Origin of the sequence: Capnocytophaga sp. oral taxon 329 str. F0087 (assembly GCF_000213295.2) — a bacterium.
GTDB classification, from domain to species: Bacteria; Bacteroidota; Bacteroidia; order Flavobacteriales; family Flavobacteriaceae; genus Capnocytophaga; species Capnocytophaga leadbetteri_A.
Window position 1 is genome coordinate 13,221 of sequence record NZ_KN390013.1, and the last position, 15,265, is coordinate 28,485.

Below are 15,265 nucleotides of genomic sequence, written 5' to 3' on the forward strand. Positions count from 1 at the left end.
ATTTAAAATTTGCTTATTTATTAATTAATTCTTAACTTGCGCCGCTTTTTAAATAGATAATTATGAAATATTTAACACAAACCCTTGTGGCTATTGCCCTTCTGATAGGTGCAACAGCCGCTTGTACTAAAGCTCAAAGTGATGAGGATAGCAGTACCGAGAAGATGAGCTACCTACAAAAAGATGAACGCATTACCCTAAGTGTAGCACGCAATCAGCTGTATATATCAGGTGCTATTGACGAGATGCAAAGAGTGCAACGTGTTGAAAAAGACTCCTATGAGTATCTCACATTTACTACAGCGGTTATCAAGAAAACGTTCTTAGGCACTTACCCCACTCGGGCAAGATATCTTCAAGAACTGTACCCTAAATTGCGCGTAGAGCCCGTGTTAGTAGAGCCCGATGGTACACGCTTACTGCTCAAAGGAGAGGTAATCGTGGTCTTAGAAAAAGGCGCTACTATGCCTGCCGAAATTAAGGGCTTAGGCTTCACAATTACCCCTGATAGCAAGAATCCTGAGCGGTATATACTCTCATCTAATTATGCTACAGAGCGCTTGTTGCAGATAGTCTCAGCCCTACAAAATGTGAAAGGCGTAGTATCGCTCACCCCTAACTTCGATCGTCGTGTTCCTCCTAAGAGGCAAGATTACCAAGTGAAGTAGGATTTCAGTACTATCCTCTCAATTTCTCAAGCTCACGCTTCACCTCACTGTGCGTCACCGTCTTATCTTTAAAGTAGGCGGTGAGCACTTTTTTTTCGTCTTCACTCGCCCCTAATTGATTAAAAATATTGTTTAAATGCATCTTCATATGCCCCTTTTGAATGCCCAAGCTGATGAGAGAACTCACTGCTGAAAAGTTCTGAGCCAAGCCCACACAAGCCACTATTTGCATCAGTTCGCGTGCGTTAGGCTTCTCTAATATAGCTAAAGCAGTCTTCACTAAAGGGTGCAAGTTTGTAAGCCCACCAACAGTCCCTAATGCTAAGGGCAGTTCTAAAGCAAAGTGAAACGTATCTCCGGTTATCCACGCATCTGACAGACTTTTATAGCGCCCCGTCCGAGCCGCATAAGCGTGCGCACCAGCTTCTATAGCGCGAAAATCGTTACCAGTAGCTAGAATTACCGCATCTATACCGTTCATTATTCCCTTATTGTGGGTCGTAGCGCGGTATACATCAGCATTAGCGATAGCAAGAGCTTGCACAAACTTACGTGCTGCCGTCTCACCCTCTAAGTGGGCTATCTTAAGGTCTTTCACGGGGCAAAACACTTCAGCGCGTACCACACAATTAGGCACGTAGTTAGAAAGTATCGACATCACTACCTCGTATTTGCCCTGTAGTAGGGGGTCTCTATCGGCTTCGTCTCTAAAAGTATCGGCAAACGACTCTAAGCACGAGTTAATAAAGTTAGCCCCCATAGCATCGAGGGTCTCAAAAGTCGCCGACAGCTGGTAGTAATGTGCTAAAGCCTCTGTTTTATCTTCCAAAGTAAGCGAAGTAATCCCTCCGCCTCGTTTTTCCATATTGGAAGTGATAGGCTGAGCATTAGCGAGCATCAAAGGTTGCACACGAGCGAAAAAAGCAGTTAAGTCAGCCTTTTCTCCATAGAAAAAGAAGTGCACGTGTCCCGTCTTTTGGGTGTCGAGCACCTCTGTATGAAAGCCTCCGTGCGTTTGCCAGTATTTAGCTGCTCTACTTGCGGCCGCTACTACCGAACTCTCCTCGATAACCATTGGCACTGTATAAGTACGTCCGTTGATAACGAAGTTAGGAGCTACCGCAAAGGGCAGGTAATAGTTAGAAACTGTATTCTCTATGAACTCATCGTGCAGTTTTTGCAGTTCAGCATCAGCGTTCTGATATCTTTCAAAGAGAGCAGTGGCATTCTCTACTTCGGTGAAATACGTGTCGCAAAGCCACGCTATCTTCTCGGCTTTGGTAAGTTTAGAAAAACCGTCTATATGTTTCATCTTAGTTGTTAGTCTTTAGTATTGGTAGTGTATAATACGCCCCTATGGCTATGCGGTGCATTTGTTCGTTTTTCAAATGCAAAGTCTTATCGTAGCTGATAGTGTTGCCCACATAAGCTAAATAGAAACGAAGGTCTTGCCCACGAAGTGGCGCATACTGTGCAGCCGCAAAATAAATATAGTTAGTGCGCAACTGCTCACTTAGTCGCTGAGTGATACCCGCCTGCTCAATCCCAAGTTTAGCCGACAAACTCCAGCGGTCAGTCAGCTGATAGTCGTAGCGAGACACAGCGCGCTTATACACAGCGTTTTTCTGCATAAGGTAATTGTTCTTAGCCAAACCATCATAAGCGCTGAGTAGCTGCGAGGCAGTAAGCCCATAGTCAGCCCCCATATAAGTATAGCTGAGGTCTAGGTAGAGAGTGTGTCGCCCGCTTTTATACCAGTTGCCGAGCGCAAGCGAGTGAGTTAGATTGTTAGCTGCGTATTGCGAAAGATTGTAAGAATAACGCAGCTTGAGTTTGCCGTCCAACAAATCGGTATTCCAAAAGAGGTACATACCAATAGGAGCTTTCGAAGCCTTAAAATCGCCTGCTACAAACCCTTTAGAGCTAAGCAAGTTAGCAAATTTAGTATTCACCGTATTGTGCAACTGCACGCCTATCTTATGCGCCCTGTTGATTTTATAGCCAAGAGTAAGCCCCGAAAGAAAGACATTGTTGTACACCCCGTTTAGGTAATCAGTGAAAATATATTCGTACAACGGATTGATTTCCTTCTCAAAAGCACCAAAAGCAGCCAATTGCTTGCCTACAGTCACATCCCACTGGCGGGCAGACCCAAAGCGGTAAGTCAAAAAAGCATAGTCTAAAGCGCTCGTACCACCATCTTGCGTAGTAGCGTTGAATGGCAGATTTGGACGAAAACGCACCCTATAAAAAAGGTCTTCATTAAAATCTCCCTGCAAATTGAGTCGTGCGTTATCAATCACAAAGTGGGTACTATTCTTAGAGTCATCAGTATAGCTATCGCTAATACCGCCTCCTCTAAAAAACAAATCGATGTTCAATTTCTTAGCAAAAGTAGGGATAACCTCCTGTTTTTTAGGAAGCGAATCAACCTCTTGTGCTGCGCTATCAAGCGTAAAAGCCAAAGCTAATGCGGCAAAAACTATTTTTTTCATCATTTAGAAAATTATTTATGCCGCAAAGCTACAAAACAATTAGCAATTCAGCAAATTTGAGAAACAGCAAATTAATACTTAGCATCAAGTCGTTAGCTATTAGTCTGATAACTGCCAGCTACTGAAATTACATTTTTCGCAACGTTTTCTCAAAAAGGTTATCAATATCTCAAGTATACACTAAGAGGCCACTAAGTGGTCACTAAGTGGTTACTAAGTGTAGCTAAAGAAATGAAATGCAATTAACAAATTCGCAATAAAAAGTCAAAAATGCTAACAATAATGCAAAAAAGCGCCTCAACATTTGCTTTCTTCTCCTTATTCTTCTCAATACCTAATTTAGGCTAACTACCGATACATTACTAAAGACCTATACAAAAAGTTAAAATATCATAATTTTCTTGTAAGACATAAACTTGTTTTATACCTTTGTAGGGCAAAAGAGTTGAAAATCTACTTTTTTTCGATAGTGAAATTAATAATTTAAAAAGTTTTATCATATGAAAAGAAATTTATTACTAGTAGCCTTGCTGGCAGTGTCAGTAGCTACGTGGGCACAAGAGAAAATTAAAGACGTAAGAACTAAACCAGACGTTTATTTCTTGCAAATAGGTGATGTTGCTAACAGCTTAGAATTGCTCCCACCGCCACCACAACCGGGTAGTATCCTCTTCCTAAATGACGAAGCGCAATATCGCTGGGGATTGATGCAACGCCGTACCCCTCGTGGAGACCAAGCGGTAACCGATGCGCGTGTAGATGGAGCAGGGGTTCCTAATGCTTTCTCTGAAGCTTTTGGGGTGAAAATCTCTAAAGAAAATACCCCCGAAATCTTTAAGTTAGTGGTAAATATGCGCGAAGACGCTGGCGACCTTGCTACCCGCGCTGCCAAAGAGCACTATATGCGCGTACGTCCGTTTGCTTTCTACGAAAAAACTACTTGCAACCCAGAGCAGCAACAAGAGCTTTCTACTAATGGGTCTTATCCTTCAGGGCACACTGCTATTGGTTGGGCTACAGCTTTGGTACTTGCAGAAATCAACGTAGATAGACAAAACGAGATACTAAAACGTGGATACGAAATGGGGCAAAGCCGCGTGATTTGTGGTTATCACTTCCAAAGTGATGTTGATGCAGCTCGCTTGGTAGCTAGTGCCGTAGTAGCACGCCTACATGCCAACGATGCTTTCATAGCACAATTAGCGAAAGCTAAAAAGGAGTTTGCCGAACTTGTAAAGAAGGGCAAAGTGAAAAAAAGTGAACGTGAAACTAAATAGTAGGCTATGAAGAAGTTCGTATTTACAGTTGCTGCACTAATGAGTTTAGGCTACGGCTATGCGCAAGACAATAGCACTCCGATGGCAGAACTCATTCCAGCACAGCCTATTGAGCCAGCTCAAAAGGTTGAAGAGAAAATAGAAATAAAGCCAGCAGGGCGTATCCTCATCGATGGAGGTGTATTTGGGGCTAATCACTACCACGACCAATTTGTTAGTGGTGTAGCGATGCCCGACTTCCGCGCAGGTTTAGGAGCGCGCTACGGCCAATGGAAAGCTAAGATAGATATCGGCTATGCTTACAATGCACTCTCGGTGAAAGACGTACTGATAGAGTATGGTTTTAGCAAGCATACACTACTCCGTGGGGGCTATTTTGTGCACCAATTCGGTATGCAAAGTGCAACGAGTTCTTCTTTCAAAATATCTATGGAAGAACCTCAGAGCAACGAAGCCTTTTTTAATGGCAGGCTTGTAGGGCTTATGCTGATGCACCAAAAAGATAAATTCTTCGGTACATTGAGCCTTTTTGCTGAAAACGAAGCAATGAAAAAGAGTCCAACAGTAACAGGTAGCCAAGGTATGGGTATGATGAGCCGTCTATTGTATCGCCCTCGCCGCGAGGAAGGTAATATCTTTCACGTAGGTATTTCAGGGGCTTTTGAGACACCCCGTTATGGTGAAATAAAAGATAATGCAGGTAAAGTAACAGTTACCCATAGTTCTTATGTGCTCAAAACGCCTTTCCCTACACGTATAGCAAAGGTAACCGCTCAGCAAGCTAATATTGAAAACGCTACTTTCCTCTATAAATTCTCACCAGAGTTATTGTATGCCAAAGGCAATTGGGGGTTAGAAGCACAGTATTACTATCTAAATGTAAACCGCAAGAGTGGTTTTGAAGCATTCGATGCTAGCGGGGCTTACGCTATGGTGCGCACTATCATCAAAGGCAGTCCGTATACTTATGCTGATGCCGATGGAGGTATTGCAACCCCTAAAGCTGGAGCAATGGAGTTGGTAGCAGGCTATAACTACACCGACCTTTCTAATGCCAAAGCAGGTATCTTAGGGGGCAGACTAAACGACTATTCGCTTACTTTCAACTACTATATTAATAAATATATGATTTGGAGGGTGCGCGCTTCGTACACTGCTGTAGGCTATCGTAAGGATAAAGAAAATACCAATTTGAGCCTTATCGAAACCCGTCTGCAAATTAAATTTTAACAAAGCAATAAAGCAATATGAAAATAAGAATTATAAACATAGCGTTGCTCCTATTGTGCCCACTTTTAGCAATGGGGCAGCTACAACGCTCTGAGGCGTTTAAAAACCAATATAAGCTAAAAGAAGTAGTAATACTCAGCAGACATAATATTCGTTCGTCATTGTCAGTAAATGGTAGTGTTTTACAAAAGATGACGCCTCACCAATGGATAAAATGGAGCGCAGCCCCTAGCGAATTGACTTTGCGTGGCGGAGTTCTCGAAACTATTATGGGGCAATTCTTCCGCAAATGGACGGTAAACGAAGGGCTTTTTACCGAAAATGCTGTCCCCACTGTTGATGAAGTAAACTTTTATGCTAATAGTATGCAGCGCACTATAGCTACAGCCCAGTACTTCTCATCAGGGTTTATGCCGGTAGCCAATCTGCATATCAATCACCGTTTTACTCCTAGTAAGATGGACCCAGTGTTTTTCCCTGCTCTTACTAAGAGTAGTGAAGCCTTTAAGGCACAAGCACTTAAAGAAATAGCAGCTATGGGAGGAAAAAAAGGTATTGTAGGCATCAACGAAGGTTTAAAAGACTCATACCAACTGATTGAAAAGGTATTAGACCTAAAACATTCTCCTGCTTGTCAGTCGGGTGAGGTATGTGCTTTCGACGATTACAATACTCAGCTAAAGTTAGAAAAAGGAGATGAACCTAATATGAAAGGTTCGCTAAAGTTTGCTAACTCGGCTTCTGATGCACTTATACTTCAGTATTATGAAGATGCAGACCCTGTACAAGCCGCTTTCGGACAAAAGCTTACCAATGCCGATTGGGAGAAAATAGCTAAGGTAAAAGACGTGTATGGCGATGTGCTCTTCACGGCACCTATAGTAGCGGTAAACGTAGCGCATCCACTATTGGTGTATATGAAAGACGAGCTAAACGCTAAAAACCGCAAGTTTACTTTCCTTTGCGGACACGATTCTAATATAGCCAGTGTAAATGCTGCTTTAGAGGTAGAAGAATATAGCTTACCTCAATCGATTGAGAAGAAGACTCCTATAGGCAGCAAATTGGTGTTTGAGAAATGGGTAGACAAGGCAGGCAAAGAGTTTGTAGCGGTAAACATCGTTTATCAGACTACCGAACAGCTACGCAATGTGTCTTTGCTAAACTTAGAGAACCCGCCTGTAGTTTTCTCGCTTAAGTTAAAAGGACTACAAGCCAATGCTGATGGACTTTACACTATAGAGAGCGTAAATGACCGCTTTGATAAAGCTATACGTGCCTATGAGGCAATAAAATAAAATCCCAGTATGTCAAAGAACGAACTATAAGTCTTAAGACTTTTACGCTGCAAAATTCAGAAGATTTTCAGCAATAGGCAAATAGTTGTTTCATACTGCGACAACCTTGTAACATTAAATAACAAATGAGTCAATTAGGAAATGAAGAGTTTGCTAATTGACTCATTTTAGTTCTCAATTAAAATTTGATTTGCAGACGTGTTTCTATAAGGCTTAAATTAGTGTTCTCTCTGTCTCTACGATAGCCAACTGAGGTATATGAGCTACGTATCCGCCAAATTACATATTTATTGATATAGTAGTTGAAAGTAAGCGAATAATCGTTTAGTCTGCCCCCTAAGATACCTGCTTTGCTATTCGAAAGGTCGGTGTAGTTATAACCGGCTACTAACTCCATTGCCCCAGCTTTAGGGGTTGCCATAACGGCATCTGCATCGGCATAAGCATATGGCTTCCCTTTGATGATAGTGCGCACCATAGCGTAAGCCCCGCTAGCATCGAATGCTTCAAAACCACTCTTGCGGTTTGCATTTAGGTAATAATACTGTGCTTCCAAGCCCCAATGACCTTTTGCCAATAAGAGTTCGGGCGAGAATTTGTAGAGGAAGGTAGCATTATTAATAGTAGCTTCTTGTGCTGTTACCCTAGCTATACGTGTAGGAAAATATGTTTTAAGTACATAAGAACTATGGCTTATACCTGTTACTTTTCCTGCATTATCTTTTACTTCAGTATAACGAGGTGTCTCAAAAGCTCCTGAAATACCTATGTGAAAGATATTACCTTCTTCGCGATGGAGTCGGTACAATAGATGGCTCATCATACCCATACCTTGGCTGCCTGTTTTGTCAGCACTCTTCTTCATCACTTCATTTTCAGCAAAAAGGCTCAATGTGCCAAAGAACTTGTCTTTTTGGTGCATCAACATAAGTCCTACAAGCCTATTGTTGTAGAAAGCACTATTGCTTAGAGGTTCTTCCATTGATATTTTAGCAGAAGCCCCAAAAACACTCTGCATACCGAATTGATGCAGAAAATAACCTCCCCTAAGTAGGGTGTGTTTGTTAAAATCGTACTCTATAAATACATCTTTTACTGAAAGAGCTTGATTAGCATAGCCCATTTCTATTTTGCTTTTCCATTGTCCGTAGCGCATTAGTAGGCCAGCACGGAAGTCAGCTAGAGCTATACCACTTACAAACTCGTTGTGGTAGTTATTGGCTCCTAACACGCCACCATCAAAATGAATGCGCCCTACCGATTTAATTTCTACTTTCTCTTCTACTTTTTGTGCAGGCTCAATAGGTTGGGCAGGGGTTAGGGTAGCCATTGGCACAGTATTGTCTTGTGCATAGCCGTAGCCTAAACTCATTAGGGCAGCGGCTGTAAATACTAACTTCTTCATTTTTTAATATATTTTGGTTTAAATTTTAAATAAAAAAGAGCTCCTTGTGCTAAGGAACTCTTTTTTATTATTGTATTATTATGAATAGCTTTATATTAGAATATAGCTACTAAATCTTTTTTGTATTTAGAAAGTAGGGCTCTTGTAAGACCTAAGTTCGCTTTGTTTGAATCTACAGCTAAGTAGATAATGTAGCTACCATTTGATGAAATGTCAATGATGTGGATTTGGTCTGTAAGTGTAATTAGGATATCAACGATTCTCTCTTTTGAAGCTAATCCTAATACTTGTAGAGCGTTTTGTTTTGCCTTTACTACTTCTAGGTTGTAAGCAGAAGCAAGGTTAGGGTCAAAACTTGGGTCAACAGAGTCAGAACCGTATGATACACCTGAACGTACCTCTGTTACTGAAACTGCTATAAAACCAGGAATGTTATTCTTCATGTCCTGAATAAATTTGTCTAGAACATTTGTCATTTTTCGAAAAGTTTTTAGAGATGGGATTATTTATTTAAAAAGGTGAGGCATCGAGCGGATTTGAACCGCTGTATAAGGTTTTGCAGACCTCCGCCTAGCCCCTCGGCCACGATGCCTTTTTGTATTCTGGGTGCAAAGATATATCTTATTTTTTAATTAACCAAATCTTTCTTGTTTTATTTTTACTGATACACTCTCTACATCTCCGCCTATAGGTGGATTTATCTTGGCAACTTTTAGGGTAACCTTCTGAACTTCAGGTAGTTCATCAAAAATGCGTTTTACTATCCGCGCCGCTACATTTTCTAATAGTTTTGCAGGTATTGCCATTTCTTCCTTTACAATTCTGTTTAGGTGTACATAATCTACCGTATCTTGTAGGGCATCAGAGAGCATTGATTTTTTTAGGTCAGCACTGATTTTTAGGTCGGTGCGGTAGTCACTCCCTATAGTGGTTTCTTCGCTTAAGCAACCGTGATAAGCGTATGAGCGTATGTTTTTAAGAATAATCTGTTCCATTTATCGTTGCGCACATTTACAGTTACTAACCCCTTGGAATAGGTCAAGACCCAATGTAATAACGTGTGTGCCAGAGTTATAGCCTATGATCTCGTTGAGTGTTAGCTGATATGAGTAAGCAAAATAAAGCATTCCGCGTTTAAGTCCTGCCATTGGACCTATGTTTAATGGGCGGAATAACTGGTCATTTAGGGAACGATAGTTCACCCCTACCCAGTAATAATCCTCTAAGTCCATCCAACGGAATTTAAGGTTGAAGTCGGTAGTAGAACGCCCATCGCTTTCGTAAAGTTGATATAGCAATGATGGTTCAATTTCGAAGTTGCTCTTCTTATCTTGTTTGTAGCGATAACCGGCAAAAATCATATAATTGCGCAGAGCTTTAGGTTCTTCTTTATAGAAATGCTCGATATCTTTGTTGAGGATATTCATAGCACTAAGGTTTACGAACCAATTTTTGTAGCGGTAAAGTACCCCTACGTCGAAGTTGTGGTTTACGGTGAAACGGTCGTTAGTAACCGCCTGATCTCTAATAGATTGGTTGAATTTTTTTATATCAATTTCAAAAGTATTAAGAGCGTATGAGATACCGAATGACACAAAATGGTTATCATATCTGTCGAGGGTAAGGTGGTGAGCGAAAGACACTTTGCCACCGCGTTGGTAGGTATGCCCGTTGCGGTCGTTATAAAGCATTACACCAGCCCCGCTGCGTTCGCCTAAACGCATATCGCCAGCTAATGATTGATAATCAGGAGCACCTTTTACGCCTACCCATTGGGTAATACCCGAAAGACGGATGCGCACGAAGTCTCCTATACCTGCGTATGTAGGTGCTATAAGAAACTCACTATCAGCTAAATACTGGTTTTGCTGTGGTAAGTTCAACTCTTGTGCAAGGGTCTTCCCCTCAAAAGCACATACTGCTAAAAGTAACAATACTATTCTTTTCATTGTCGATAAAAATTAACTTTTTAACTGTTTGCTTGCTATTTTTTCATTGTGGTTTTGCCACCTATTACACCTATATAGTACGTAGGCACAAGTTGCAAAATTTTCAGCAAATATACCTATTTTTTTTATCTTACCCTATTTTTTTACCTACAAAATACGCAGATTTAACATATTTATAGTTTTTTTAACACTTTTGGCTATGTTATTTAGTATTGCTATATATGTGTTGTTTTAGATGTTTTTATAATAATAATTGCAAAGAATAGGGTGTTTTATTTCTGATAATTCTTTTAAAACAATGATTTTATTGCAAAGTGTGTATTGCCATTTAAAGACCTTATACCCCTATCTCATTTCCCTTCTTTTTTAACTTTTTATTTCCTGATTTCTGTTTTGTTTATAATACTAAGATTACCGTCTATGTATATGCGTTCTTCTTTCTTATTGCCTGCATTGTCGTAGGTATGAGTGAAAGTGTAATTTCTGATGTTTTTTTCTTTTATGTTATAATCTTTCTTGTCTATTAGGGCGCCTTTTTCGTCATACACATAATACGTGGTAGAGGAGTGCTTTTTATCTTTGGTGATGTACACCTCTTCTTTTACGGCTTGTCCGCGTGGGTTGTATTCTATGTTAGAGGTAAGGAATAGCTCACCTTTTCCGTCTGTAGCCTTTGCTTCAGCCTTTAGTCCGTCGGCACTGTAGTTGAAAACTACGGTTATTACCTCTTTGGTTTCGCCATTGGTAAGGGTGTACTTTTCTACGAAATTATAAGCATTATAGGTTGCCAGCTCCTCGCTTAAGAGCGTTCCATCGCTTTTGTAAGTTTGGGCGAGTCGGGTGTGTTGGACATCGTCATACACATACTTGGTTTTGAGTATGCTATCTTTTGCTTTTTGCAGATGTTCTATTTTCTCTGTCATCCGTCCTTTGGAGTCGAAAGTTAGAAAGGTAGTATCGCGTTTCTCTTCGTCTATATGCTGACTGATAAGGGTGACTTGCTGCACTTTATCTGTTAGCCCTAAGATTTGCCGGTCGCTCATCTCTACGGGGCGTTGTGGGGTATGCTGACAGCTAAAAAATAGTGCTGCAATACAAAAGAATAGGAGTTTTTTTAGAGGTTTCATTTTAGCTATAATTTGAAAGAGGTTTTTGATAACTACTGCGGAAATATTGTATTTCAATAGTACTTTCAGCATCTTTTATTTCATAATAGATAAGAAATCGACCTTTTAGTATAGTTCTTCTATGCAGGTTTAGTTGCTCATCGTATTGTCCTAAAAAATAAGGGTCTTCTACAAGCTCTTTTATCAACACATCTATTGCAGTCATTATTTTGATTGAATAGGAGTTGCTGCCATTATGCTCATCCCAATAATCAAGAGTTTCATAATAGCTTTTTATCGCTTCTGTTGTCCATACTACTCTCATTTTCTGCAATATCTTCTTTCCATAGCCTCTCTTTGTACCTCAGAATGATCTATTACCATTCCCATTCTGGATTGTTCTTTTGATAGGTAAATGCTTTTGAGGTCATCAGCCGTTAGTTCAGAAAAAGTAGTTTGTTCAGGTTCTATCACCTCTACGCCTATATCATCTAAAAATTTCATTATTGATTGATATTTCTCGAAAGGTAAATGTTCTTTAAAGGTAATTGTATTTGTTGTCATAGCTTGTATTTGCTTTATTTTCTAAAGGCAAAGTTACAAAATAATTACTAATAGACAATTTTATTTCTTTTCTAGCAATTTTAGATACTCTCCATAGCCCTCTTTTTCCATATTCTCTTTTGGAATAAAGCGCAGAGAGGCACTATTGATGCAATAGCGCAAGCCGCCCAACTCTTTAGGTCCGTCATTGAATACGTGTCCTAAATGAGCGTTGCCTAAGGTACTGCGCACTTCGGTGCGTACCATTTGGTGTGAGGTGTCTGTCTTTTCGGTGATGAGTTTTTTGTTAATAGGCTTTGAGAAGCTAGGCCAACCACAGCCCGATTCGAATTTGTCGGTAGAGATAAACAGCGGTTCGCCTGTGGTAATATCTACATAAATGCCCTCGCGATATTCGTTCCAATACTCATTGGCAAACGGACGTTCGGTAGCACTCTCTTGAGTTACCGCGTATTGCTCTGGGGTCAGTAGTTTGCGCAACTCGCTCTCTGCAGGGCGTTTGTACTTAGTTGGTACCGGATTTGCCTTGCGTGCCAACTCGAACATAGCAGGCGAGATATGGCAATATCCATTAGGATTCTTGTCTAAATAGGCTTGGTGGTACTCTTCAGCCTTATAGAAATTGCGCAAAGGCAATACCTCTACCACGATAGGCTTGGTGTACTGAGTGGCAAGCTGATGGATAGCTTTCTCGATAAGCGGTTTTTCTGTGGCATCGGTGTAGTAGATGCCTGTGCGATATTGCGTGCCACGGTCGTTGCCCTGTTTGTTGAGCGAGGTTGGGTCGATGATTTTGAAATATAGGTCGATGAGTTTGCGCAGGTCGATAAGCTGAGGGTTGTAAATAACTTTTACAGTTTCGGCAAAATTTGTATTTCCTTCACACACTTGCTCGTAGGTAGGGGCTTTGTCGCGATTGCCGTTAGCATAGCCCACTTCGGTAGCGAGTACGCCACGTATTTGCTTAAAAAAGTGCTCAGTACCCCAGAAGCAGCCTCCTGCAAAATAGATATAAGTTTTAGATTGAGGTTCTTCTTCGTCTATCACCTCATAGTATTTGTCTTGATTTTCAGCCATTTGTTCTGTTTTTTGATAAGAAGTATAAGAGTTAGTTTTTTTATGGGCACAGCCCAACGCAAAGAGCGCTGTTACAGCTGTTAGCACGAATGTTTTCATCATTTTTTTAACTTTTAAGTTGTTAATAACTTTAAATAAAATGCAAAAATTATACCAAACTATAAAATAAATATTAAAATCAGTTCATCGGCTTTCGTTTGGTTATTCTTCGCTCTTCCTGTATCATTCCTATATCAAATGTAAAGGGTACCTAAGGAGAGAAAAAAGATTTTGTAAATTAGTAAAATGTTTCGTATATTTGTCGCTCGAAAATAAACGTAACTGAATATGAGAAAATTTGCTATTATTACCGGAGGCTCGCGCGGCATAGGTCGTGCCATAACTGAGAAACTCGCTCAGGATACTGACTATCACTTGCTTATCACCTACCAAAGCAACGAAATTGCTGCCCGAGAAACCTTAGGACACGTTAAAAAATTAGGTCGTGAAGGTGAGATTATTCGCTTTGATGTGTCTGACCACCAGAGCACTGTGAAAGCCCTTACCCAATGGCAACACGATAACAAAGACGCTGTGGTAGAGGTGATTGTGAACAACGCGGGCATCAACCGCGATGGGCTTTTTATGTGGATGCCCCCCGAAGATTGGAGCAAGGTTATTTCTACCTCGCTCGATGGTTTTTACAACGTTACTAACTTCTTCATTCAGAAGATGTTGCGTCACCGCTACGGGCGCATTATCAACATTGCTTCGGTATCGGGCGTAAAAGGTACCGCAGGACAAACGAACTACTCGGCTGCCAAAGGCGCTATCATTGCTGCGACTAAGGCTCTGGCACAAGAGGTCGCTAAAAGGCATATTACCGTTAATGCTATTGCCCCTGGGTTTATCCGCACCGATATGACATCCTCGCTTAAAGAAGAGGATTTGGTAAAGCTGATACCTGTAGGTCGGTTTGGTGAGGCTGAAGAGGTTGCTGACCTTGTGTCGTTCCTCGTTTCTAAAAAAGCTTCTTATATCACAGGGGAAGTTATTAATATTAATGGAGGGATTTATTCGTAGGGGGATGATTAATGTTGCACATTTATAAGACATCCCCCCAGCCCCCTTCAAAGGGGGAGATGTGACGGTCAGCATAGACGAGCATTGGGACGGGGAGATGTGATGGTCAGTAAAGGCTTTTAGAATATTGCATTTTGTGAATAAGATATCATATCTTTTAAATAAAAACATCGATCCTTTATAAAACATCCCCCCAGCCCTCTTCAAAGGGGGAGATGTGACGGTCAGCATAGACGAGCATTGGGACGGGAGGATGTGATGGTTAGGTAAAGACTTTTAGAATATAACACTTTGTAAATAAGATATCACATCTTTTAAATAAAACATCCCCCCAGCCCCCTTCAAAGGGGGAGATGCGATGGTTAGCATAGACGAGCATTAAGATGGGAGGATGCGACGGTTAGTATAGATGAGCATTAGGATGGGAGAATGTGACGGAAGATGGGATGGTTAGCATAGATGAGCATTAGGATGGGGAGATGTAGCGGCCTGTATAGAAGGGAAATGTAACTTATAGTAAATCAATACTTTGTGATAAATAAAATTATACCAACAAAATTATGTCAAACAAAATTATACCATACAACCCTAAACTAAAGGATTTTGCACAATATCTGCGAAATCATAGCACTGCAAGCGAAATAACTCTTTGGAATCATATAAGAAGAAAAGCTTTAGGAGTGGAATTTCATAGACAAGTTCCTATTTTGGGGTATATAGTAGATTTCTACTGTCACGAATTGGCTTTGGCTATTGAAGTAGATGGCAATATACACGAGTTTAACTTCTTAGAAGATTGTCAGCGGCAAGAAGCTATAGAAAAATATGGGATAACATTTGTCCGTTTTTCAAATGAAGAAATAAATACAAATCTCTTTGGTGTGTTATTATCATTAGAAAATACTGTTAATACACTGAAAAATAGCACTTAATGATGAAATGGGCGGTGCGAGTGATTGTGGTATGAGTGGGAGGAATGAGAAGGCTGAGAGGGCTGGGAGTGGTGAGACTGGTGGGAGTGGTGAGACGAGTAGGACAAGTGAGACTGGTGGGACGTGACAGTTATTGATGATAAAATAAATAGTTGTAAGGTATGCCATTAACAAAAAAAGAATTTCGAGATAATCTCATTTC

16 protein-coding genes and 1 tRNA gene are annotated in these 15,265 nt (G+C 40.7%); 6 read left to right on the forward strand and 11 right to left on the reverse strand.

Features of this window, described 5'->3' with window-relative positions; translation table 11 throughout:
- Nucleotides 1–62 precede the first annotated feature (62 nt).
- A complete protein-coding gene (locus HMPREF9074_RS07525; RefSeq protein ID WP_009390233.1) occupies nucleotides 63–668 on the forward strand; it encodes a hypothetical protein in 606 nt (201 codons plus the stop codon).
- A 10-nt stretch (nucleotides 669–678) separates the two neighbouring features.
- Here the strand turns inward: HMPREF9074_RS07525 and HMPREF9074_RS07530 are convergent, their stop codons facing one another.
- Both HMPREF9074_RS07530 and HMPREF9074_RS07535 read right to left on the reverse strand, forming a co-directional pair.
- The gene (locus HMPREF9074_RS07530) at nucleotides 679–1,980 is read right to left on the reverse strand and encodes a hydroxymethylglutaryl-CoA reductase, degradative (protein WP_009390234.1); all 1,302 of its coding nucleotides are present in this window, start codon (nucleotides 1,978–1,980) and stop codon (nucleotides 679–681) included.
- A gap of 1 nt (nucleotide 1,981) precedes the next feature.
- Entirely contained in the window at nucleotides 1,982–3,166 is a 1,185-nt protein-coding gene (locus HMPREF9074_RS07535) for a porin (RefSeq protein ID WP_009390236.1), read from the reverse strand.
- Nucleotides 3,167–3,663: 497 nt separating this feature from the next.
- On the opposite strand from HMPREF9074_RS07535, the gene HMPREF9074_RS07540 reads away from it, so the two are divergent.
- Genes HMPREF9074_RS07540 through HMPREF9074_RS07550 form a run of 3 tightly spaced genes read left to right on the forward strand, consistent with a single transcriptional unit; the run spans nucleotide 3,664 to nucleotide 6,968 of the window.
- Complete coding sequence (locus tag HMPREF9074_RS07540; protein WP_009390238.1) at nucleotides 3,664–4,440, forward strand: acid phosphatase; 777 nt, start codon at nucleotides 3,664–3,666, stop codon at nucleotides 4,438–4,440.
- Nucleotides 4,441–4,446: 6 nt separating this feature from the next.
- Complete coding sequence (locus tag HMPREF9074_RS07545; protein WP_009390240.1) at nucleotides 4,447–5,670, forward strand: porin; 1,224 nt, start codon at nucleotides 4,447–4,449, stop codon at nucleotides 5,668–5,670.
- 17 nt (nucleotides 5,671–5,687) lie between these two features.
- Entirely contained in the window at nucleotides 5,688–6,968 is a 1,281-nt protein-coding gene (locus tag HMPREF9074_RS07550; protein WP_009390242.1) for a histidine-type phosphatase, read from the forward strand.
- Between the two features lie 178 nt (nucleotides 6,969–7,146).
- Here HMPREF9074_RS07550 and HMPREF9074_RS07555 read toward each other — a convergent pair whose 3' ends face one another.
- The 9 genes from HMPREF9074_RS07555 to msrB form a co-directional block, all read right to left on the reverse strand.
- Nucleotides 7,147–8,373 carry a porin gene (locus HMPREF9074_RS07555; protein ID WP_009390243.1) on the reverse strand — a complete coding sequence of 409 codons (1,227 nt, stop codon included), beginning with the start codon at nucleotides 8,371–8,373 and terminating at the stop codon, nucleotides 7,147–7,149.
- 95 nt (nucleotides 8,374–8,468) lie between these two features.
- Entirely contained in the window at nucleotides 8,469–8,849 is a 381-nt protein-coding gene (locus HMPREF9074_RS07560; RefSeq protein WP_009390245.1) for a hypothetical protein, read from the reverse strand.
- A gap of 45 nt (nucleotides 8,850–8,894) precedes the next feature.
- Nucleotides 8,895–8,965, reverse strand: a tRNA-Cys gene (locus HMPREF9074_RS07565).
- 40 nt (nucleotides 8,966–9,005) lie between these two features.
- Nucleotides 9,006–9,368: a dihydroneopterin aldolase gene (folB, locus tag HMPREF9074_RS07570; RefSeq protein ID WP_009390247.1), complete on the reverse strand. Its 363-nt coding sequence runs from the start codon at nucleotides 9,366–9,368 to the stop codon at nucleotides 9,006–9,008.
- Nucleotides 9,369–10,322 carry a PorP/SprF family type IX secretion system membrane protein gene (locus HMPREF9074_RS07575; protein WP_009390248.1) on the reverse strand — a complete coding sequence of 318 codons (954 nt, stop codon included), beginning with the start codon at nucleotides 10,320–10,322 and terminating at the stop codon, nucleotides 9,369–9,371.
- Nucleotides 10,323–10,696: 374 nt separating this feature from the next.
- Entirely contained in the window at nucleotides 10,697–11,449 is a 753-nt protein-coding gene (locus tag HMPREF9074_RS07580; protein WP_009390250.1) for a hypothetical protein, read from the reverse strand.
- A gap of 1 nt (nucleotide 11,450) precedes the next feature.
- Nucleotides 11,451–11,753 (reverse strand): plasmid stabilization protein ParE, encoded by a 303-nt coding sequence (locus tag HMPREF9074_RS07585; RefSeq protein ID WP_009390251.1) that lies wholly within the window; start codon nucleotides 11,751–11,753, stop codon nucleotides 11,451–11,453.
- Entirely contained in the window at nucleotides 11,750–11,992 is a 243-nt protein-coding gene (locus HMPREF9074_RS07590; protein WP_009390254.1) for a hypothetical protein, read from the reverse strand. The genes HMPREF9074_RS07585 and HMPREF9074_RS07590 overlap by 4 nt, the downstream gene beginning before the upstream one ends.
- A gap of 60 nt (nucleotides 11,993–12,052) precedes the next feature.
- Entirely contained in the window at nucleotides 12,053–13,069 is a 1,017-nt protein-coding gene (gene msrB, locus HMPREF9074_RS07595) for a peptide-methionine (R)-S-oxide reductase MsrB (protein ID WP_369700498.1), read from the reverse strand.
- A gap of 327 nt (nucleotides 13,070–13,396) precedes the next feature.
- On the opposite strand from msrB, the gene fabG reads away from it, so the two are divergent.
- Both fabG and HMPREF9074_RS07605 read left to right on the forward strand, forming a co-directional pair.
- Nucleotides 13,397–14,131 carry a flexirubin biosynthesis SDR family reductase FlxB gene (fabG, locus tag HMPREF9074_RS07600; protein WP_009390258.1) on the forward strand — a complete coding sequence of 245 codons (735 nt, stop codon included), beginning with the start codon at nucleotides 13,397–13,399 and terminating at the stop codon, nucleotides 14,129–14,131.
- 560 nt (nucleotides 14,132–14,691) lie between these two features.
- Nucleotides 14,692–15,063 carry an endonuclease domain-containing protein gene (locus HMPREF9074_RS07605; protein WP_009390260.1) on the forward strand — a complete coding sequence of 124 codons (372 nt, stop codon included), beginning with the start codon at nucleotides 14,692–14,694 and terminating at the stop codon, nucleotides 15,061–15,063.
- The last annotated feature ends 202 nt before the right edge of the window (nucleotides 15,064–15,265 follow it).

Bases quoted from the DNA above. Each gene is read 5' to 3' on its own strand.
- HMPREF9074_RS07560 (WP_009390245.1), bottom strand. From the start codon at position 8,849: ATGACAAATGTTCTAGACAAATTTATTCAGGACATGAAGAATAACATT.
- HMPREF9074_RS07535 (WP_009390236.1), bottom strand. From the start codon at position 3,166: ATGATGAAAAAAATAGTTTTTGCCGCATTAGCTTTGGCTTTTACGCTT.
- HMPREF9074_RS07605 (WP_009390260.1), top strand. From the start codon at position 14,692: ATGTCAAACAAAATTATACCATACAACCCTAAACTAAAGGATTTTGCA.
- HMPREF9074_RS07530 (WP_009390234.1), bottom strand. From the start codon at position 1,980: ATGAAACATATAGACGGTTTTTCTAAACTTACCAAAGCCGAGAAGATA.
- folB (WP_009390247.1), bottom strand. From the start codon at position 9,368: ATGGAACAGATTATTCTTAAAAACATACGCTCATACGCTTATCACGGT.
- HMPREF9074_RS07580 (WP_009390250.1), bottom strand. From the start codon at position 11,449: ATGAAACCTCTAAAAAAACTCCTATTCTTTTGTATTGCAGCACTATTT.
- HMPREF9074_RS07575 (WP_009390248.1), bottom strand. From the start codon at position 10,322: ATGAAAAGAATAGTATTGTTACTTTTAGCAGTATGTGCTTTTGAGGGG.
- HMPREF9074_RS07590 (WP_009390254.1), bottom strand. From the start codon at position 11,992: ATGACAACAAATACAATTACCTTTAAAGAACATTTACCTTTCGAGAAA.
- HMPREF9074_RS07555 (WP_009390243.1), bottom strand. From the start codon at position 8,373: ATGAAGAAGTTAGTATTTACAGCCGCTGCCCTAATGAGTTTAGGCTAC.
- fabG (WP_009390258.1), top strand. From the start codon at position 13,397: ATGAGAAAATTTGCTATTATTACCGGAGGCTCGCGCGGCATAGGTCGT.
- HMPREF9074_RS07540 (WP_009390238.1), top strand. From the start codon at position 3,664: ATGAAAAGAAATTTATTACTAGTAGCCTTGCTGGCAGTGTCAGTAGCT.
- HMPREF9074_RS07545 (WP_009390240.1), top strand. From the start codon at position 4,447: ATGAAGAAGTTCGTATTTACAGTTGCTGCACTAATGAGTTTAGGCTAC.
- HMPREF9074_RS07525 (WP_009390233.1), top strand. From the start codon at position 63: ATGAAATATTTAACACAAACCCTTGTGGCTATTGCCCTTCTGATAGGT.
- HMPREF9074_RS07585 (WP_009390251.1), bottom strand. From the start codon at position 11,753: ATGAGAGTAGTATGGACAACAGAAGCGATAAAAAGCTATTATGAAACT.
- msrB (WP_369700498.1), bottom strand. From the start codon at position 13,069: ATGGCTGAAAATCAAGACAAATACTATGAGGTGATAGACGAAGAAGAA.
- HMPREF9074_RS07550 (WP_009390242.1), top strand. From the start codon at position 5,688: ATGAAAATAAGAATTATAAACATAGCGTTGCTCCTATTGTGCCCACTT.